The 21,224-nt window shown below is 62.7% G+C and carries 12 protein-coding genes; 9 read left to right on the top strand and 3 right to left on the bottom strand.

Annotated elements, in window-relative coordinates; genetic code table 11:
* Positions 1-12: 12 nt before the first annotated feature.
* The 3 genes from cysC to DXK32_RS15910 all read right to left on the bottom strand — a co-directional run bounded on the left by cysC (position 13) and on the right by DXK32_RS15910 (position 4,384).
* On the bottom strand, positions 13-1,899 hold the full coding sequence (cysC, locus tag DXK32_RS15920; protein WP_114859405.1) for an adenylyl-sulfate kinase: 1,887 nt from the start codon (positions 1,897-1,899) through the stop codon (positions 13-15).
* Positions 1,899-2,804: a sulfate adenylyltransferase subunit CysD gene (gene cysD / locus DXK32_RS15915; protein WP_114859404.1), complete on the bottom strand. Its 906-nt coding sequence runs from the start codon at positions 2,802-2,804 to the stop codon at positions 1,899-1,901. Before cysD ends, cysC begins: the two co-directional genes overlap by 1 nt.
* A gap of 89 nt (positions 2,805-2,893) precedes the next feature.
* Positions 2,894-4,384, bottom strand: a complete 1,491-nt coding sequence (locus tag DXK32_RS15910) for a glycosyltransferase (RefSeq protein ID WP_162801194.1) — start codon at positions 4,382-4,384, stop codon at positions 2,894-2,896.
* A gap of 612 nt (positions 4,385-4,996) precedes the next feature.
* Here DXK32_RS15910 and DXK32_RS15905 point away from each other — a divergent pair.
* The 9 genes from DXK32_RS15905 to DXK32_RS15865 all read left to right on the top strand — a co-directional run bounded on the left by DXK32_RS15905 (position 4,997) and on the right by DXK32_RS15865 (position 21,128).
* Complete coding sequence (locus DXK32_RS15905; protein WP_162801193.1) at positions 4,997-6,757, top strand: class I SAM-dependent methyltransferase; 1,761 nt, start codon at positions 4,997-4,999, stop codon at positions 6,755-6,757.
* 43 nt (positions 6,758-6,800) lie between these two features.
* The gene (locus tag DXK32_RS15900; RefSeq protein WP_114859401.1) at positions 6,801-7,844 is read left to right on the top strand and encodes a rhamnan synthesis F family protein; all 1,044 of its coding nucleotides are present in this window, start codon (positions 6,801-6,803) and stop codon (positions 7,842-7,844) included.
* A gap of 146 nt (positions 7,845-7,990) precedes the next feature.
* A complete protein-coding gene (locus tag DXK32_RS15895; RefSeq protein ID WP_114859400.1) occupies positions 7,991-9,457 on the top strand; it encodes a mannose-1-phosphate guanylyltransferase/mannose-6-phosphate isomerase in 1,467 nt (488 codons plus the stop codon).
* Between the two features lie 120 nt (positions 9,458-9,577).
* Complete coding sequence (locus tag DXK32_RS15890; RefSeq protein ID WP_114859399.1) at positions 9,578-10,657, top strand: glycosyltransferase family 61 protein; 1,080 nt, start codon at positions 9,578-9,580, stop codon at positions 10,655-10,657.
* A 29-nt stretch (positions 10,658-10,686) separates the two neighbouring features.
* Complete coding sequence (locus DXK32_RS15885) at positions 10,687-13,146, top strand: glycosyltransferase (RefSeq protein WP_114859398.1); 2,460 nt, start codon at positions 10,687-10,689, stop codon at positions 13,144-13,146.
* A 472-nt stretch (positions 13,147-13,618) separates the two neighbouring features.
* On the top strand, positions 13,619-15,943 hold the full coding sequence (locus DXK32_RS15880) for a glycosyltransferase WbsX family protein (protein ID WP_205215728.1): 2,325 nt from the start codon (positions 13,619-13,621) through the stop codon (positions 15,941-15,943).
* A 12-nt stretch (positions 15,944-15,955) separates the two neighbouring features.
* Entirely contained in the window at positions 15,956-16,867 is a 912-nt protein-coding gene (locus DXK32_RS15875) for a glycosyltransferase family 2 protein (RefSeq protein ID WP_114859397.1), read from the top strand.
* A 53-nt stretch (positions 16,868-16,920) separates the two neighbouring features.
* Positions 16,921-18,966, top strand: coding sequence for an FkbM family methyltransferase (locus DXK32_RS15870; protein ID WP_114859396.1), 2,046 nt, complete (start codon positions 16,921-16,923; stop codon positions 18,964-18,966).
* A gap of 74 nt (positions 18,967-19,040) precedes the next feature.
* The gene (locus DXK32_RS15865; protein ID WP_114859395.1) at positions 19,041-21,128 is read left to right on the top strand and encodes a glycosyltransferase; all 2,088 of its coding nucleotides are present in this window, start codon (positions 19,041-19,043) and stop codon (positions 21,126-21,128) included.
* The last annotated feature ends 96 nt before the right edge of the window (positions 21,129-21,224 follow it).

Below are 21,224 nucleotides of genomic sequence, written 5' to 3'. Positions count from 1 at the left end.
CGGGTGCCGCGGTCAGGCGCCGAGGATGCCCCGGGCTCGCAGATCCGCGATCACCCGTGCGGCGAGCGCGTCGGCATCCTCCACCGTGGTGTCGAGCCGCAGGTCCGGTGCCTCCGGCCGCTCGTAGGGGGAGTCGATGCCGGTAAAGTTGCGCAAGGTCCCGGAGCGGGCCTTGGCGTAAAGCCCTTTGGGGTCGCGCCGCATGCACTCCTCCAGCGGTGCGTCCACGAACACCTCCAGGAAACGGCCCTCCGGGAACAGGGCGCGCAGGACCTCCCGTTCGGCCCGGAAGGGGGCGATGAAGGCGCAGAGCACGATCAGCCCGGCCTCCGTCATCAGCTTCGCCACTTCCCCCACACGCCGGATGTTCTCGACCCGGTCGGCGTCAGTGAAGCCGAGGTCGCGGTTGAGCCCCAGCCTGACGTTGTCGCCGTCCAGCATCATGGTGTGGTGGCCGAGCGCGTGCAGCCGCCGTTCCAGCCGGTTGGCGACGGTGGACTTGCCGGCCCCCGACAGGCCGGTGAACCACAGGACCGCCGGGCGTTGCCGCTTGGCCGAGGCGCGCTCCTCCGCCGAGACGGCCAACTCCTGGCGGTGCAAGTTGGCGGCGCGGCGCAGCGGGTGCCGGATCATCCCGGCGCCGACGGTCCGGTTGGAGAAGCGGTCCACCAGGATGAAGGAACCGGTGCGGCGGCTCGCCGCGTAGGCGTCGAAGGCGAGAGGCGCCGCCGTAGACAGGTTGCACAGGCCGATCGCGTTCATGCCCAGCGTCGCGGCGGCGGTGTGCTCAAGCGTCTCCACGTTCACCGCGTGGCGCAGCGCGGTGACGGTCGCCGGCATCCAGCGCGCGCCGGCCCGCAGCAGGTAGGAGCGGCCGGGGATCAGCGGCTCCTCCGCCATCCACAGCAGGTGCGCGGCGAACTGGTCGGCCACTTCCGGCTCCTCGTCCGGGCCGGCCAGCAGATCGCCGCGCGCGGCGTCCACCGCTTCCTCCAACGTCACGGTCACCGCGTCGCCGGCCTGCGCCAGCGGTCGGTCTCCGTCGAAGGCGACGATGCGGGCGACCCGCGCGCTCCGCCCCGACGGCCACACCGTGACGGCGTCGCCCGGCTCCAGGCGGCCCGACAGCAGCGTTCCGGACAGGCCGCGAAAGTCCGATACCATATCCGGAGAGGGGCGGTTGACCCACTCCACCAGGAAGCGCAGCGGCCCGGCGGACGCATCCCCGTCCTCCACCGCGGCCGTTTCCAAATGCTCCAGAAGGGTGGGGCCGCGGTACCAGCCCATGGCGGCGGAGCGGTGGACGACATTGTCGCCGCGCCGCGCCGACAGGGGGATCGCCGTTACCGTGGCGAAACTGAGCGGCGCGGCGAAATCCGCGAAGGCCCGCGCGATGGCGGTGTGGACCGCTTCGTCGCAGCCGGCCAAATCCATCTTGTTGACCGCCAGCACGACGTGGCGGATGCCCATCAGGGAGCAGACGACGGCATGGCGGCGCGTCTGGGTCAACAGGCCCTTGCGCGCGTCGACCAGCAGCACCGCGAGGGTGGCGGTGGAGGCGGCGGTGGCCATGTTGCGGGTGTACTGCTCGTGTCCCGGCGCGTCGGCGACGATGAAGCTGCGCCGGTCGGTGGCGAAGAAGCGGTGGGCGACGTCGATGGTGATGCCCTGCTCGCGCTCGGCCTCCAGCCCGTCGACCAGCAGCGAGACGTCGATGCCGTTCTCCTCGCCGGTGCGGCCGCGGCTCTCGCGCCGCGCCTGGACCAGCTGGTCGTCGGGGATCAGCCCGGCGTCGTGCAGCAGCCGGCCGATCAGCGTGGATTTGCCGTCGTCCACAGACCCGCAGGTCAGGAAGCGCAGAAGTCCCCGTGCGGGGATGGGAGCGGTGCCGGAGTCCATCAGAAATAGCCCTCCCGCTTCTTGCGCTCCATGGAGGCGGGCTCGTCGCCGTCGATCAGGCGTCCCTGCCGTTCGGAGGTACGCGACGCGCGCATCTCCGCGATGATGGCCTCCACCGTCGTGGCCTCGGACTCGATGGCCCCGCTCAGCGGGTAGCAGCCGAGCGTGCGGAAGCGGACCCGGCGCCTTTCCGGAACCTCGCCCGCCTCCAGCGGCAGGCGGTCGTCGTCCACCATGATCAGCGTGCCCGCGCGGTGGACGACCGGGCGCTCCGCCGCGAAGTAGAGCGGCACCACCGGCAGCCCTTCTGCCGCGATGTAGCGCCAGATGTCCATCTCGGTCCAGTTGGACAGCGGGAAGACGCGGACCGATTCTCCCGGCCGGATGCGCGTGTTCCAGAGGTGCCACAACTCCGGCCTCTGGTCGCGGGGGTCCCAGCTGTGGGCGGCGGTGCGGACGGAGAAGACGCGCTCCTTGGCGCGGCTTTTCTCCTCGTCGCGGCGCGCGCCGCCGATGGCCGCGTCAAAACCATGACGGTCGAGCGCCTGGCGCAGCGCTTCCGTCTTCATGACCTGGGTGTGGGCGGCGGAGCCGGAGCGGATCGGGTCGATCCCCCGCGCCGCGCCCTCATGGTTCACATGGACGATCAGGTCCAGCCCCAGCCGGCGTGCCGTCTCGTCGCGGAAGGCGATCATGTCGCGGAACTTCCACCCGGTGTCGACATGGAGCAGCGGGAACGGCAGGCGTCCGGGGTGAAAGGCCTTGCGCGCCAGATGCAGCAGGACGCCGCTGTCCTTGCCGATGGAATAGAGCAGGACCGGCCGGGCGAAGGCCGCTACGACCTCGCGCAGGATGGCGATCGCTTCCGCCTCGAGAAGGCGCAGGTCGTCCGGCAGGTTTGGCATCGCGTTCCCAAGCAGGCACAGGGAACACACATGGGGGCAAGCGCACGAAGAGGCCAGAGGGCCAACGTTGGCGGGCGCGCTCGCTTTCGTTACCGCACCGTGCCGGAGGGTGGGCGCAGCCGTGCCGGCAGGCCGACCAGCCGCCCGATCGCCAAGCCGGTGAAGAGGCGCGCCGCCACCCCGCGGAAGGCCCGCCCACGGGGCGCGCGCCGCAGCAGGGCGGCCAACAGGCGGCGGCCTGGATGTGGTCCGGGCAGGAAAGTGGCCATCGCCACCCGCTGCGCATCGCTCTCCGGACCGTCCTTCGCTTCGCCGCGCCGGCGCAGCGTCTCGGCGAAGGCGGCGCGGCAGACCAACTCGGCGTCCGGCAGGCCGACCAGCAGGTGCAGCGGCCCGGCCAGCCGTTGCCGGGCCGCCGCCGATTGGGCCACGAGCGCCAGAGCCGGGGCGAGGGCGAGCGCGGCGACCAGCTTGGCGGCCAGCCGAAGTCCGGGTCGCCGCCGGTAACCCAGGCTGTTGGCCCCATGCTGGACATAATCACCCAGCGACTGAGGCAAGTAGGCGATCGTGCCCTCAGCGGCGGCGCAACAGGCGATCCAGTGGTCGTGGAAGGCGAGACGGCCGAGCGCCGGGAAGGGCAGGGCCAGCCGCAGCAGCGAGGCCCGGAACAGGCAGGCGCAGCCGGTGACGGCGTTGGCCATCAGCAGCGCGTCGAGGCTGTCGTGGCGGCTGTCCAGGCCGGGCCAGAAAGTTTCCGACACGACCCGGCCGGCGCCGTCCACAACGCGCATGTTGCCGAAGGCCAGGACGGCCCCGTCCCGTCGACCATCTCGGCTACCGTCCTTCAAGGCAGCCACCAGCGCGGCGACCCGACCGGGCGCCCAGCGGTCGTCCTGGTCGGCCAGGGCAACGAACTCCGCTTCGGGCGGGACGCGGCCCAGCGCGCGTTCGAAGTTGCGGTAGAAGCCGAGGTTCACGCTGTTGCGCACTGGGAGGAAGCGGCCATCGCCGGATGTCGCCTCCAGGATCTCCCGCCAGTGGGCGTCGTCGGAGCCGTCATCCTCGATCAGGCACACCCAGTGTTCGTGCGTCTGGGAGCGGATGGAATCGACCTGCGCCCGGAACAGGGCCGGGTCGGGATTGTAGGTGGCCATGGCAATGGCGACGAGTGGCGCGCCTTCCTCCAGCCCCTTTCCCAGGGACGGTACCGGCAGCGAGGGGGCCGCATTCTCTACGGCGACGGGTTCTGCCGGCCACTCCTCCCGCGTGCCGTCCGTCCACTCCAGCGCCAGGACGGGCCGCTGCGTCTCGCCAGCCGCGGACGCGGGCAGCGTGGCCAGCCCCCAAAACCCGCAGGCCAGATCCGCTTCGACGCCGTGGCGGCGCTGTGCGGCTTCGGCGTCGAAGCGGATCGTGTTCAGCTCCACGGCCGGGAAGTGCGTCGGGCCGACGATCACCATGGCCGCGCGCAGCCGGGCGCCCCGGCGGCGGGCCCATCCGGAAAAGCCCCAGACCAGGTCGCGGTGCGGCGGAACACGGGGTGGCAGGCCGGGATCGAGATGCAGGAGGGTGACGGACATTCCTCGGCCTTCGGCAGAGCCGGTGCGGCAGGACCGGTACGGCGGTGATGGGGGCGGGGCGCGCACTCTAACAGCCCTCCGGTGGCGTGGCGAGAACGCTTCGCCATTCCCAGGCAAGTCTGCGTTGTGCTTCTGTCTGCCCATGCTTGGCCGCTCCGATCGCGGCCTGTTCCAAGGAAACACGGAACAGGAAAAGACGGATGTCCAGCGGCAGGCCCCTTGGCAGCCCACCCACGGACCGTAGGTCCATTGGCCGCCAACTTCCCGTAGGGGCGTGGCTGGCGCCGTGCGGCCGGAGACCTTTCTGATCGCGGTCCTGGCCATCGCCTATGGCCTGCTGTTCGGTGGGCTGCTTCTGGCGCGGACGCCGCCCTCGCTCTGGGCGGGGCCGTGCTCATGGAGGTTCTGGACGCTTGGCGGAGTCTCTGGCTCGTCGGCGTCTGTTGCGGGGGCGGAGGCGCCCGCTGGCCGTGGGCCATTGGAAGTGCGGCAGGAAACAGGCGGCCTGCGGCGGGGCACGGCGTCAGCGTGGTTGCCTGTCCGTTGCGTATTCTGCTATTGCGGCTTTACTCCTCTCCCGGTCGATCCGGGCCCCTTGCAGGTTGTGAGCAGATGCACATCGACTGGAACACCAGCAGCGCCGCGCCCATTGACGCGGTTTGCCCGGCCTGTGCCGACGCCAGCCCGAAGTCCGTCCGCCTGACCGTCCAGTCGGCCGTCCCGCCCAACCCGCTGCTGCCCCTGGCCCTGTGCGGTCGCTGCGGCACCGCCTTCTTTCCGACACTCCGGCAGCCGGAATATGAAAGCGCCCAGGCGACCGACGCCGCGCTCGCCTTCTACCTGGAACAGGGAGCCGGCATCGACGTGATGGCCGAGCCGCTGTCCGCCATCGACCCGTCCAAGGTCCGCCGCTATCTGGAGATCGGCTGTGGCTTTGGCTTCTCGCTCGACGTCGCGCGGACCCTTTTCGGCTGGTCGGTCCAGGGCATCGACCCCGGCTTCGCCGCCCGCGCCGGGCGCGACCTGCTGGGGTTGGACATCTCGTCCACCTATCTGCGCACGCCGGCCGACGCCGGCCCCGACCCTTTCGACCTCGTCCTCTGCTCCGAGGTGGTCGAGCACATCTTCGAGCCGCTGGATTTCCTGTCCATCCTGCGTGGCGTGCTGGCGCCGGGCGGCACGTTGCTGCTGACCACGCCCAACGCCGGCGCGATCGCGCCCGACACCGCCGCTGGCGTCCTGGTGCCGCTGCTCAGCCCCGGCTACCACGTCACGCTCTACAGCCGCGAGGGCTTCGAGGCTCTGCTGCGCCGTGCCGGCTTCACCGCCGTCTCGGTGTCCGAACACGGGCCGACGCTGCGCGCCACCGCCGCGATGACGGAGGGAACGGCCGACCTGTCCCGCCGGCTCGACCGGGCGCGCTACCTCGACTATCTTGCCGAACGGTCGCGGACCGTCGCCGCCGACACCCCGCTCGGGCTCGGCCTGCGCTACCGCCGCTTCAAGGAGCTGACCCACGCCGGCCGCTTCACCGAGGCGCGCGAGGAGGTGGTTCCGGTGCTCGATGCCTGCCGCGCGCGCTGGGGCCTGGAACTGGACAAGCCGGATGCCCTGCCGTCGATGGCCGACTGGCCGGCCGACATCGCGGACTTCCACGACCGCGCCCCGTTCAGCCTGTGCGGCATCCTCTACTGTCTGGGCATCGCCGCGTGGCTGCACGACGACGACCGCGAGCGGGCGCGTCTCTACTTTCTGGCGGCGGGTGAGGCCGGCGAGCGGGCGCGCGCCGCGCTGCAGGCGGCGGGCGCCGACGACGGCGAGACCGACGACCTCGCCTGGCGCGCCCGCGGTCACGCCGCCGGCATCCTGGCCTGGAGCAAGCCGCTCGCGGCAGCCGACGGCATCGAGCGCTTGGCGCGCGACACCAGCCCTATCCTGGGCGAGCGCATCCCGCCCGCCATCCTGACCGGCCTGCGCCGGCAGACCTTCATAGACTTGGTCAACCTGGGTCATTACGCCGCCGCCGACCGTCTCGCCCGCGATGTCGAGGACGACCTTGCCCAGTGGGGGCCGGCGGAAGCGGCCTCGGCGGCCTTCGCTCTTGCCATCCTGTCGCTCAACCATCGCAAGGCGGTGAAGACGGCCGCCGGCTGGTTCGGCAAGGCCGCAGAGACGAGCCGCGCCCTGGGCACCCCGCTGCTGTGGCCGGCGCTTTACCACCAGGCCGAAGCCCTGGCTGCCACGGGGCAGAAGCCTCAGGCAGCCGAGGCGCTGCGCGGCCTCCTCTCCCCCGCGCCGGGCCTGCCGGCGGTGCCGGACGACCTGCGTGACCGGGCGGAGAAGCTGGTCCGATCCCAGCGGCTTTCCGTTTGATCGCGCTCCTGTTTTTGACCGCGCCGAGGATGGCACCGTCCCGATGATGAGCACTCTGGCCCGCCTTCTCACGTGCCTGCGCATCGGCTTCTTCTGGCTGGTCGCCCAGGTCAAGCTGCTGGGAGGGTATTTCTCCTACGGCGCCAGCTTCTTCCGCAAGGAAAGCTATGTGCGCGAGCGCTGGGAAGGGCACCGGCCGCTGGCTGACGCGCGCCGGGTCGTGGTGTTCGTCCATTATGACCGCCAAGGCGTGGTCCACGACTTCGTGCGGCATTACCTTCGCCAGCTCCACGACATCGGATTCGCCATCGTCTTCGTGAGCAACGCGCCGCGCCTGGGGCAGGTGGAGATGCTTCAGGAGATCTGCGCTCTGGTCATCCGGCGCGACAACGTCGGCTATGACTTCGGCGCCTACAAGGAGGGCATCGCAGCCGTTCCCGATCCTGGCGCCCTGGACATGCTGCTGCTCGCCAACGACAGCGTTTACGGCCCCTTGTATCATCTGGGCGGTCTGCTGGACCGGATGGGACCGGAGGAGGCCGATGTCTGGGGGGCATCCGACAGCTGGGAGCGCTCCTTCCATCTGCAGAGCTATTTCCTGCTGTTCCACAAGGCGGCCCTGGCCGCGCCGGCCTTCGCCGCCTTCTGGCGGCAACTGCGTTACGTCCAGTCCAAGACGTGGATCGTTCGCAAGTACGAGATCGGGCTGACCCGCACTCTGCGCCGATCCGGCCTGAATTGCCGGGCTGCCTTCCCGTATCGGCAGGCCGCCGCCGCCCTGATCGAGGCGGTGGTGGAGGGCAACGTCACCGGCGACGCGTTGCAGGACCCCGTGCGCAAGCGGTTCATCCAGCAGGTCTTCCACACGATCAACGCGGGGGTGCCGCTGAACGGGACCCATTTCTTCTGGGATTATCTGATCGCCCGCATGGAGTTCCCGTTCATCAAGCGCGACCTGCTCCAGAAGAATCCGGCGCACATCCCGCTGCTGAACTACTGGGAACGGGTGGTCCAGACCTCCACGGACTACGACACCGACCTCATCCTGCGCCATCTGGAGATGGCTTTGAAAAACCGCAGCGTTTGACACGGTGCCGACGCCAAGTGGTGCGCTGAAAGGAGGACCCACTTTGGCCAAGTTGACAGGAATCAGACACCTCCCGTAGTCACAATGGGTTGCCGCCGCACGGCACGCCTGGCGGTGGTCCCTTGCGACGCACACGATCGGCGATCATGACCAACATTTCGCATCACGCCCGTATCTTCCCCGTCATCCTCTCCGGCGGCTCCGGGGTCAGGCTCTGGCCGATGTCGCGGGAACAGTATCCCAAGCAGTTCCTGCCGCTGTGCTCGGAGCGCTCCATGCTGCAGGAAACCGCCCTGCGGGTTGCCGACCCGGCGCTCTTCGCACCGCCGCTGGTCGTCTGCAACCAGGAGCACCGCTTTGTCATCGCCGAGCAGATGCGTCAGGTCGAGCAGGAGCGCGGACAGAGCCGGGCGCCGGGCGCGGTGCGGATCGTGCTGGAGCCGGTTGGCCGGAACACCGCCGCCGCTGCCGCCATCGCGGCTCTGATCGTCGCGGAGCAGGACCCTGACGGACGGCTCCTGCTGCTGCCGGCCGACCATGTCATCCGGGATCAGGCCGCTTTCCTGGAGGCGGTGGGCGTCGCCGCCCGAGTGGCGGACGCCGGCCGGCTCGTCACCTTCGGCATCGTGCCGACCGCGCCGGAGACCGGCTACGGCTACATCCGCCGGGGCTCTCCCCTGGACGGGCATAAGGATGCCTACCGTGTCGCTGCCTTCGTCGAGAAACCGCCACAGGCGGAGGCCGAGCGGTACTTGGCCGAGCGGGACGTCTTCTGGAACAGCGGCATGTTCCTGCTGCCCGCGCGCCGGTACCTGGAGGAACTGGAGCGCTGGGAGCCGGCCGTGCTTGCCGCCTGCCGCACCGCGCTCGCCGCGGGGCGCGCCGATCTCGACTTCTTCAGGCTGGAGGAGGAGGCCTTCGCCACGGCTCCGTCCATCTCCATCGACCACGCCGTGATGGAGCGCACCGGCGCGGCCGCCGTGGTGCCCTGCGCCATCGGCTGGACCGACGTTGGCGCTTGGTCGGCGCTGTGGGATATCGGCGCCAAGGACGAGAGCGGGAACGTGTGCCACGGCGACGCGATTGCCTGGGACAGCCGCGGCTGTTACGTCCGCAGCGAGGACGGTGCACTTGTCGCCCTGCTCGGCATGGAGGACGCCGTGGTTGTCGCCACCGAGGATGCTGTCCTGGTCGCCGCGAAGGACCGGGCGCAGGACATCAAGCCGCTGGTTGAGCATCTGAAGGCCCAGGGTCGCGACGAACCGCGCCAGCACCGCCGCGTTCACCGGCCCTGGGGTTATTACCAATCGCTGCACGCCGGCGACCGCTTCCAGGTGAAGCGGCTGACCGTGGCGCCCGGTGCCCGGCTGTCGTTGCAGAAGCATTATCACCGCGCCGAGCACTGGGTCGTGGTGAATGGCACGGCCCTTGTCACCCGGGGGGAGGAGCAGCTTCTCCTGCGCGAGAACGAGTCCGTCTACATTCCGCTGGGCACGCTGCACCGTTTGGAAAATCCGGGCAAGGTGCCGCTGAATCTGATCGAGGTGCAGTCCGGCGCCTATCTGGGCGAGGACGACATCGTTCGCGTCGACGACCATTATGGCCGTCCGTAGAATGCAAGGTGTGACAGGCGTTGGACGGTGCTGTGTTTCCCTTTTTAAATAATATTTTCATCGATTTTTTAACGAAAGGATGCCATAGACCTGTCATTCCGTCATGACAAGACTTTGCACATGCGTCCGATTCCGATCAGCCTGTCCGACGACGCAGTCATCCTGACCCTGAACTCGCCCGGCTTTGATGCCAGCTATCCCCGGGTCGTCAACAAGGATCTGATTCCCGAGCCTATACTTCAGGCGATGGAATGGGCGTGGAACACGCCACGCTTTCCTGAACGGGCGGTGCGGGTGGCGCGCCTCAGCGACGTGTGGGTCGCCAAGGAAGGGTTGGTTTTCGATCGCGATGGCAATCTTTATCGCGAAACCATCACCCAGCATTCCGAGGCGGAGATCGACCAGGCCCACGCGGCCGTCCTGGCGGCCATGGAGCCGAATGGGGAGCGGCATGGGCCCGATCAGGATGGCCCTGTCCTGCTGTGCAAGAAGCGCGGCATCGGCAATTACGGGCATTGGCTGATGGAGATGCTTCCCAAGGCGCATCTCGCCCAAAGCCATCTGCCGGATCTCGGCTTGCGCTTCCTCGTCGCGAGTGTGCCGGAACGTTTGAATGACTCCATGGCCTCCTCGTTGTCCATGCTTGGAATTGACCTTGCCCGAACGATCGTCGCAGACGACACGCCGCGGTGCTTTGCTGATCTGCTGGTGGTGGACGGTCTGACCGAGCATGGCGGTTACATGTCACCGCTGGTCCTGGGCGGCGCCGATGCCCTGGTGAGGTGTGTGGCCTCCGCGGGCGCGGAGCGGTTGTTCGTCACCCGTCGCTCCATGGGCAGCCGCCGTGTCGTGGACGAGGATATCCTCGCCGCCCACGCGGAAACATGCGGCTATAGGGTGGTCGAACCGGGGTTGCTCGGCCTGCCGGAGCAGATCGCCCTCTTCAAGGGAGCGTCGCGGATCGTCGGCGTGATGGGGGCGGCGATGACCAACATCGTTTTCGCCCCGCCCGGCGCGCGTGTCGTCAACCTGACCCCTGCGGGCATGCCCGACACATTCTTCTGGTTCATCGCGACGCTGCGCGGTCTCGACTACACCGAGATTCGCTGCGCGCAGAGCGGTCCGGTTCGCGGTGTCATGCCCTGGGACACCGATCTGATCCTTTCTCCGCACGACCGGGATCGTATCTTCGTCGATTGAATTTGGGCACGGGAAGGCATGGGACGACGATGATACGCGATACCTTTGAATACTACATTGAGCGCGTAGAGGTCGGCGCCGAACTTCGGATCGAGGGCTGGGCCTTCCATCGTCAGCACGGACTCTGCTGCTTCGATGTCGTAATCGACAACGGGAACTGTTCCCCTGCCATCCATGTCCGGCGGGGGATTGAGCGCCACGATGTCGAACTCGCCTTCGGGTTTGCCATGGCGGAGCATTCGGGCTTCGCCGTGATCGCAGCGTTGCCGCTCGGCAGCGCGACGGTGGCCCTGCGGCTGACCGCCGGAAAGGAGAAGTGCCTCATCCCGTTGATGCTGCGCGAGGGCTTGTCGCTGCGCAGTTGGAAGCTCATCTGCGCGCGCGCGTCGGCGACGGTGGACTACCGCTTCCTGACCGAACGTGGACTGAGCTACGCCACCGCCCTGCCGACGGCGCTGACGCGGGCGGAGACCGCGCTTGCCCTGTCCCGGCAGGAGCCGGGCATCCATCCGCCGCTCGCCGCTCCCGTCTCCATCGTCGTGCCTGTCTATGGGGGTAAGCATTTCCTGACCCCGCTGGTGCACACGTTGATCGACACGGTGGAGTCCCGGCACCGGATTATCTTCGTCGACGACGGCAACCCCGACCGCAGCATCACGGCCTTCCTGGTGGCGCTCGGCACGTCGCTCGATCATGTGACCGTCTTGGCCAAGACGCGCAACGAAGGGTACCTGAAGGCGGTCATCGATGGGGTGGAGATCGCGACACGCCTGAATCCTGATGGCCATGTCGTCCTGCTGAACACCGACGTGGAAGTGCCGCCCGGCTGGCTGGAGCGGCTGATCGGACCGATCGAGCGAACGCCCTCCATAGCCAGCACCACTCCTTTCACCAACGCCGGCACCATCTGTGGCTTTCCCGGCATGCCCGAGGATAACGAGCCCTTCCTCGGCGTGCCGGTTGCGGAGATCGATGCGGGCTTCCGGGGCTTGGCGGATCTGCCTCCTGTGGAAGCGCCGACCGGCGTCGGTTTCTGCATGGGGCTGAACCGTCGGGTGCTGCGGGAAATCGGCTTCTTCGACTTGGCGGCCTTCGGTCGCGGTTATGGCGAGGAGGTGGACTGGTGCCGCCGCGCCATGCGGTACGGCTTCACCAACGTCGTGGTGCCCAACCTCTACGTCCACCATCGGCATGGAGGCAGCTTCTCCAGCGAGGAGAAGAAGGTCCAGATCGAGGCATCCGGCACGACCATCCGACAGCGCTATCCGGAGTTCGACGCAGAGGTGCAGGACTTCATCCGGGCGGACCCGCTGCGCCCTGTGCGCGCCGCCGCCGCGGTCCGCATCCTGGCAGACCAGAACGGGCAGGGGCGCACGCGGACGGTGCTGCTGTTCGACCACGCCGGCCATGGTGGAGCTGCAGCCTTCCGCGCCAAGGAGGTGGCCCGTCTGCACGCCCGGAACCAGACGGTCCTTCTCGTGCGGCCGGTCGATCGGCCTGCGCTGGGCATGCCGGACGGTGCGATGGACATCGAACTGTTGCACCGCGAGGCCACGTTCCGTTTCCCAGCGAATGACCTGAAGGATCTCGGCGCCCTTATTTCCATGCTGCCGCTGGCGGAGGTCGTGATCAATTCCCTGGTCGGTTACGACGACTTCGCGGCCGTGATGGCCTTCATCCGTATGTTGCGGGTGGAGAGAGGCGTGTCGTTGCGCCTGTTGCACCACGACTATTTCCCGGTTTGCCCTTCGCTCAACCTGATCAACACGGAGGATCGCTTCTGCGGCGTTCCGGCGCTGGAGAAATGCCGGGCTTGCGCGTCGGCCAACCGTTACTTTCGATGGCCGGGGAACCGCACAGACTTCGACATGGCCGCCTACCGCCGGGACTGGCAGAGCTTCTGCGATCTTGCCGATCGCCACGTCTTTTTCTCGAAAAGCGCGCTTGCCACGATGCGGCAGGCCTTCGCTCTGCGTGACGATCGGGTGCAGGTCATCCCGCATTTGGCCGACCACGTGACCGTAGCTCCTCTGCCGCCGCCTGCGTCGAGCCCGGTCGCCCGTGTGGCCATTGTGGGTGGGATCAATGTCGCCAAGGGGGCCAAGGTCCTGAACGCCATGGTGCGTTTGGCCGAACAGCACCGGCTGCCGATGCAGTTCGAGCTGTTCGGCAGCATCGACCAGCCGATCAATTCTCCGCATCTGCATGACAACGGCCGTTACGAGCCGAAGCGGTTGGGCCAGCTGCTCGCCGATCGGGGCTGTCACGTGATTTTCCTGCCTTCGATTTGGCCGGAGACCTACTGCTACGTTCTGGATGAAGTGGTCGGGATGGGGTTGCCAGTCGGGGTCTTCGACATCGGGGCTCCGGCTGAGCGGTTGCGTTCCTGGTCGAACGGCTTTGTCGTGTCTCCGATCACGCCGGAAGCGGCGCTTTCTGCTTTGCTGGGTGTGGTTGGCAGCAAGCTGCGATTTCCTACCTCCCCGTGACAAGCTGGTGAGGGGCGTTTACCATAGTGTGCGTCAACAGCAAATCGGCGTGATCTATAAGTCGGCGTGCAACGCCGACCTTTGGTTGCGGGAGGGCGTGGTGTCGGTTTATCCACGCCTTCGGTGCCGGAGACGGGCGGCCCGCATTCATGTTGGGGCTCGAGACGAAGGACGCTCACACCGCCTGTAAAAACATTGCTGAAGTTCCGTTTGTTGCCGAGCCAAGCCGAGCAAGCGTACCAAAGCGTCGGATCATTTGAAATAAAATTGCGCGTCGCTGGTTGAGTTCCCGAATGCGCTGACGGAAGCGGCCGCAGGATCGAGACAACTTTGTGTATATCCGACATCCTGGGCTTGTGAGGGTGCGCGACCTCAGGGTATAACCTGCCGATCCCTTCGGGATAAGGCTTTCGAAGTAAGATCCGATTCGGCAAATATTCGCACATACGGGATCCAGCGGAGTACGACACAAATGAATAACGAACTTCATAATGCCAAATCGGATGATGAGAGCCGCTCGGATATTTTTGATAATCTTGTGTATTCAGGGTTTGATCAGAATGATAATTCCGTTGCAAATTGCATTTCCCAAGAAAATTCAATAATTTGCTCCAGTAATGTTTCGGATATTGGGGGGCGTTCTCCCGTCTGTGGCGCTGTGGAAGCCGTTGACAAAAATCACATCATTGGATGGTGTATTGATAGCGAGGCCGCGCAGAGCCCGGTCGTCCTGAATGTGCAATTTTTTGGAATTCACATTGGCAAAGGCTTTGCCAAGGAGCCCCGGCTCGATGTGCAGGGAGCCGCTGGATTCCCCTGTATGCCGGGGTTCAACATTTCTTTTTCGTCTTGTTTTTTGAATGATAAAGATCAAGCCTCGCTGGCAAGCAGCGTTGCAGCCGCCCCGGACGCGCCGGCGGCGATAACGGTTGCTCTGTCTGGCAAGGCGGTGTTGCTGCCGATGATTTTTGAGGATCGGTTCCAGCTTACCAACGCCGCGCTGTTCGATCTCCTGAAGGACAACTCAAAAGCTCCGGAAGAAGACGTGGCCGTGAAGCGGGCGCCTGCCAACCCCATGGTTGAGCGCCAGGAGCTGATCAAGCACTACACGTCGTCCCTGACCACACCGGCGGCCGAGGCCGCTGACAGCGAGGACGTCCGGCTGATCGCTTTCTACCTTCCGCAATATCATCCCACGCCCGAGAACGACGCGTGGTGGGGTCCGGGCTTCACTGAATGGACCAACGTCAGCAAGGCGATGCCGCTGTTTCCCGGGCATGAGCAACCGAGATTGCCGGCGGATCTTGGATTTTACGACCTTCGCCTTGCCGAGGTTCGTGAAAAGCAGGCTGAGCTCGCGCGCGATTACGGCGTCTACGGGTTCTGCTATTATTACTACTGGTTCTCGGGCCGCCGGATCCTGGAAAGGCCGCTCAACGACATGTTGGAGAGTGGCACTCCGGACTTTCCTTTCTGCGTCTGTTGGGCCAACGAGAGCTGGTCGCGGCGGTGGGACGGCTCCGAGAAGGAGCTTCTCATCTCGCAGGAGCATCGTTTCGAAATCGATGCCACCCTGATTGACGATCTCATCCCCATGTTCGAGGACCCCCGCTACATTCGGGTCGGAGGGCGTCCTCTCCTCATCATCTATCGCGTCAGCCTGATGAGCGAGCCTGCCCGCCTTTTCGATCATTGGCGGGAGGTCTGCGTCCAACGGGGAATCGAACCGCCGCACATCTGCATGGCCGAGACGTTCGGGCTGCACGGCCCCCAGCAGTTCGGCTGCGACAGCGCGGTGGAGTTCCCGCCTCACAAAAGCATTTCGCCGCTCGTCAATGACCAGATCGACGGCCTCCCCGAGGACTATACCGGGAACATTTACGACTATCGCCTCGTCGTCCAGAACGACCTTCATCATGGCAGACCGGGTTACAAGCGCTTCAGGACCGTCATGCCCTCGTGGGACAACACGGCGCGACGGGGCAAGGCCGGCAACGTCTTCCTGAACGCGACCCCGGAACTCTATGAGATCTGGCTGCAAAGCGTTGTTGAGGAAACGCGGAAGTCCCGTGCTCCCGGCGAGCGCTACGTGTTCGTCAACGCCTGGAACGAATGGGCCGAGGGCGCTCATCTCGAACCCAGCCGGCGCCATGGGCGGGCATATCTCGAGGCGACACGCAGGGCGCTGAGCGACACGTCGGACTGGCGTCAGGTTCTGGCCAAGACGGAACTGAAAGGCGAAGTCGCGCGCGACGATTTGCCGACGCTCCTCGCCCAGCTTCGCAGTCGCTTTGAAGCCTATGAGCAATCCACCAGCTATCTCGCCGATCGGCTGAGCAGCACCCAGATCATGTGGGGGCAATCGGTTCCGACGCGTGTGAAGCCGGTGGAGTTCATCGAGCGTCCCAGAGTGCCGAGCGCCAGGATGTCCGTGGAGCGGCTGGGCGCGTTCCAGGCGAACGCTTTCGCCGTGCATCGCCGGGACGAATGGCTTCTGATCAAGGGATGGAGCGCATCCAAGGATTTCTATCTCGCGCAGAACACCCTGACTTATCTGACACTGACCAGCATGTCGCGGCCGGACGAGGTCTGGTATGTTCCCGTCTACTACCGTACCGAACGTGAAGATGTTATGCACCATCTGGGCCTTTCCGCCGGGGAAGGGCTCTGGTCCGGGTTTGACATCTCAGTCAATGTGAAATCCGTTCCCCCGGGCCGCTACCGGATTGGTGTGGAGTTCTCGAATGGGCACTACATCCTTTGCGGATACGCGCCTGTGGAACTGGCTCTGGAATAAGGGGGTCTGGACATGAACGCGCCCCTGATCAGCGTGGTCGTTCCTGCTTATGGTCATCAGGACTTCATCGCCCGTTGTCTGGCCTCCATTGCCGAGCAGGACCATGGCCCGGTTGAGCTCATCCTGCTCGACGACTGCTCGAAGGATGACACCTTGGCCGTGGCGCAGCGGTTTCTTGACCAGGACGGTGTCCGGTCGCGGTTCCAGCGTGTCGTTTGTGAGCGGAACCCCAGGAACCTGGGTGCCCACGACACCATCAACCGCGGCATTTCCATGGCCCAGGGCCAGTGCATCTCGCTCGTCAATTCCGACGATCTGTACTACCCCGGACGCCTGACGAGCCTTCTGAAGGCGTTGCAGGGCTCTGGGGCTCGGCTGGCCTTTTCCGCCGTTCAGTGCATCGACCTGACGGATCAGGTGGCCTTTGACGAGGACGCGGCGGCGATACCGACCACCGTTCCGCATCGTGCCCGCGCAAACCTGCCGACCCTTGGCTTCTCTTTTCTGCGCTACCAGCCGTCGATCTCCACAGGCAATCTGTTCTTCGAGCGCTCACTGTTCGACCAAGTCGGTGGATTTATTTCCCTGAAATACTGCCACGACTGGGATTTCATGCTCCAGTCCCTGCGCTGGACCGAACCTGTCTTCGTCGACCAGGTGCTCTACGGCTACCGGCTCCATGGCGGCAATTCGTTCCGTGAGTTGTCGGATCGGGCGGCGATTGAGTCGGAAATCGTGCTGACCCGGTATTTCAAGGGGATCAGAGCGCACAAAACGCAGAACCGGCTTGCCCCGGCCCCCTACAACTGGCCCCATGTCTTCGAGACAGCCACCGTGCTGTTCGAGGTTGATGGGATTTGGAGGAAGGCGAGCGGTGGTGATGCGGCCCGCTCCCGTGTCTACGACCGTAAGCGAGCAAGTTAAACGTTCAAATTTCGAAGGACGTTTCCCCATATTTATTTATCTTTGGAGTGCTCATGCTTTCTTGGAAGCGCGATAGCGGTGAAATTCTGGATCGCATTGGGCGATATACCGGAACTATGAAAATTGTATTGAAGACACTTGACGATCCAGTTTTGCTCGAACGTTGGCTTTCTCATCATATTGATATCGTTGGCCCTGAAAATATTATTATTGCTGATAATGGGTCGACGGACGAGACTGTTCTTGATGTTTATGATCGCTATAAGTCTGATATTTTAGTTTTTCAATTTGAAGGTTTTCATAATAAGATTCATGATCGATCCTGTTTCAATGCCCTGTATGAAGGATTGGGGAAATCAGGCGATTATGTTTTGTTTCTTGATACTGATGAAATGCTGGTCCGTTTTGATGGAAGCCGCTGGCACGCGGACTCCAGCATCGTCGAGTATGTCCAATCCATATCGCCGACATCGGCGATACCGACGACCTGGATTCACAACGCCCAGAGCAGTGACCGAATCTTTTCGGTGGGAACCGACCAGAAATGGCTCCGTGAAAACCTGAAATGGGGCAAACCGATCGTCCCCTCCTCCTTCATGGGCGCCGGGATCAACATCCATAACTCCCAATTTCCGGTGGATTGCTTCAAGGTCAAGGTCGGAACCGATCTGTTCCTGTTGCACTTGACGAAATTGTCGGCGGAGCAGCGTCTGCGGACCAATCGGAACAAGCTGGCGGCTCGAGGGTTCGCCCGGAAGGACGAGTCCTATGAGGATATCGTAGCCCGCGACCGTTTCAAGGGTGGCGATCCGACGGTTGTGCGTTGCGTCGATGAGATCGAAGTACTGCTGAAAGAGCGCAATCAACCAGTTGTTGCCTTTGCCGATGTCCCGAAAGGTCATCTTGAGTTGATGCAGGATGGTACGATCCGGTTTGCGGGTTTTGAGGAGGAAAAGGCTTTGCAGGCATTTCTTGAAGACGGTCACGCCGCGATCCAGGATTCTCTCAACCTGCCGCGTCCCTCTGTGAACCCGGATCGCGCGCCCTCGACGCTCGCAACTGGGGCCGAGACGGCAGAGGGTTTGCGGGCTGAGGGACTCCTCCGACGCGATCAGGGGGATCTCGCGGGGGCCGAGGTTGTCCTGCGCACCGGTCTTGAGCGCTTTCCTGACCAACGCGACCAGTATGGGCATCCCACGTTTCGCAAGGAACTGATGCGGCTGTACTTGCAAAGCCGGAGGTGGGAAGAGGCGACGGCACTGATTTCTGAGATTGATGGTCCTAGAGAAAGATACTGGCACGCCATTCTATTCGCTCGCGCCTACTCTCATATAGGCGAACTGGCGTCTGCCGAGTATTGGTGGAGAATTGTGAAAGACCATCAACCGGACTCTAGCGAAGTTATCGATGCCCTAAGAACTTTGCAATCCAAGCGGATTGCTGAAGGTGGGAAGTATCTTGTCCGTGGTAATAATGTTATCAGGGATATACTGAATGCAAATCCAAATATAAATGTAAGAGTTATATTTGATATTGGAGCCAATGTAGGAAACATTTCCCTTGACTTTTCAGTCGCTTTTCCTCATGCTCGGATTTTTTCTTTTGAGCCGGTGCGAGCGACACATGCAGAATTGAGCAAACGCTTGGCACACCGACAAGGTATTGTCGTGGAACGTCTGGCGCTCGGCAAAAATGTCGCCGAGAGCCAATTGGTTACTGCCTGGCCACTATCTACCGAGAACCAGTTTGTCGCCCAATCGGACCCAAGCGTTCCGACAGATGAGGTTATGGTTACGACAGGTGATTCGTATTGCCTTGATAACGGTATCGAAGAAATTGATTATCTGAAAGTGGATACTGAAGGCAGTGATATGGACGTTCTCATTGGCTTTAAGAGCATGCTGCAAAAAGGAAAAATTAAATTTGTTGAAGTAGAGGTTGGCATGAATAGGCAGAATAAAAAGCACGTACATTTTGTTGATTTTGTTGATTTTATTCAGCCTCTTGGGTTTCAATTTTTTGGTATCTATGAGCAAATAAAAGAATTTGATGAGCGCTTAGCGCTTAGGCGAGCGAACATAGTATTTGTAAAATGCTAATTTAAATTCGAAATGTATGGCTTCTGGCAGTCTAGCATTATTTCTTGTAGTGATGCAGTAATGGGAATGTGAAGATGGATGATTTTGCCATCAACATGGAGATTGCCGATGCCGATTCTCTCCGGGCCGAAGCATTTGTTCGGCGTGACCGAGGGGATATGGCCGGAGCCGAGGTGGCCTTCGGGGTTGGCATGCAGCGCTTTCCGGACCACCTCGACCAGTACGGCCATCCGACGTTCCGCAAGGAGCTGATCCGCACACTGCTCGGCCGGCGGGAGTGGAGCCGAGCTGAAGCTCTGATCCCCGCGCCAAGCGGACCAGGAGGCGATCATTGGCACACCATCCTGTTCGCGCGCGCTTGCCGGGAAGCGGGGGATGAGGCAGCGGCAGCGCAATGGTTCGAGCAGGTGGCCGCTTTTCTGCCTGAAGCCTTAGGTTTGAAGCCCCTGACGGGACTATCCGCGCCAGACCTGTTGAAGGACGCTTTAGGTCGCCTCAACCATGGTAACATAAGTGGTGCCGAAGAGGCGTTGCGGTTGGGCATGCAGCGCTTTCCGGACCACCTCGACCAGTACGGCCATCCGACGTTCCGCAAGGAGCTGATCCGCACACTGCTCGGCCGGCGGGAGTGGAGCCGAGCTGAAGCTCTGATCCCCGCGCCAAGCGGACCAGGAGGCGATCATTGGCACACCATCCTGTTCGCGCGTGCTTATGCAGAGGCTGGCGATATCGCCGAAGCTACGCGGTGGTGGTCGCGCGTGTCGGCCGGTAATCCGGCTAATGGCGAAGCCGAAGCTTTCTTTGAGAGGATGGCTCTTGTCGGCAATCAGTGTGATGAGGCTGCTGCGTTGCGTGCGGAAGCGATTCGTCTCCGCGATTCAGGTGATAAAATGCAGGCGGAGGTACTGTTTACACAAGGAATGGAGTATTATCCCAACTATCTAGACAATTATGGCCACCCAACGTTCCGTAAGGAACTGATGCGAATGCTACTGGACAGCCGTGAGTGGAGGAAAGCCGAAGCACTTGTCCCAGTATCAGGAGGCCCTGGCGGTAATCATTGGCACTATGCGATCTTTGCGCAAGCATATGAACAAGCCGATGATGCAGGTTTGGCTGTGGGCATGCACAGAATGGCATCGATTGGCTCTATCCTTGCTGACTTTAATACATTGAAACGCCGGATATCCAACAGTCTTACCCAAGTTCACCCTTTTATGGAAAAATTCTTTAAATTCAAGGGCATGACAGCTAGTCAAACAATATCGCGTTTTCACTCATTCGTAGAGCAGGCGGAGGCGAAGCTATACAATAAACATGATCCAAGGTCGCTTGCATCGTCCAAGACCAAAATACCGAAAATTCTTCATAGGGTTTGGCTTACCAATTTGCAGGCACCATGTGAACCTCCGAGTAATTATATCGATAGCTATATTGATCTTGCAAAGTCTGCCGACGATCCAGAATGGAAGTTTACGCTCTGGATCCAAGATGAGAAGCTTTTGCCTTCTACTTTGTCAGCTATACGTTCTGCAGGGCAACCGATCGCTATAAAGCATATATTTGACGAGATACCAACCGGAAGATGGACTGACTTATTGAATGTGTTTATCCGTGACAGGAAATACCCTTTTGCTGCAGATGTCCTTCGGATGAAAATTCTAAAGGAATTTGGAGGAATATATGCAGATATGGGTGCAAAATTTTCAAATAATTTTGCACGAGATGTTGTAATGAAAGATTTTAAGTATGCTTTCATCTTTTGGGATAATTTGTTCTTTCAAAACTCTTTGATGGCAATGCCGCCATCTACCGAATTGGCGGATGCCTACATGCGGATTGTGGAAGACCCCTACATCCTTCCTAAGGAGATTATTTCACCTTTGACTGGATCATCGGAGGGGAACGCTTTTTCAGGTTTGATGATTACAGCACTACTTCTTAGCTTACCATTAGGCGATGGAGATGTCTGCCCCCTCCTTTCCAATGGAAAAATTGTATCTTGGTCTTCGCAACAGTCGTGGTACACGAATACTGGAAAAGGTGAGGGCAAGTTTGGCAACGTCTACGTGCCCGACTCGGCACCAAGCTTTCTCTGCCGTGAGGGATGGGAAAGTCGACAGGGCTCTATATTTGATAATATTATTACAGATCAGGCATGACCTACACCCTTGTCTCTAATGGTCGGTGCCTAAGGCGTTAGCAGGCCGCGGAAAAAGGCTATGCCCGGCCTGCCGGTCGTGATTCTCTCTGGTCGC

The sequence above is a fragment of the Azospirillum brasilense genome, from assembly GCF_003349955.1.
GTDB lineage: Bacteria > Pseudomonadota > Alphaproteobacteria > Azospirillales > Azospirillaceae > Azospirillum > Azospirillum brasilense_B.
This window is presented reverse-complemented; position numbering and strand designations above follow the sequence as displayed.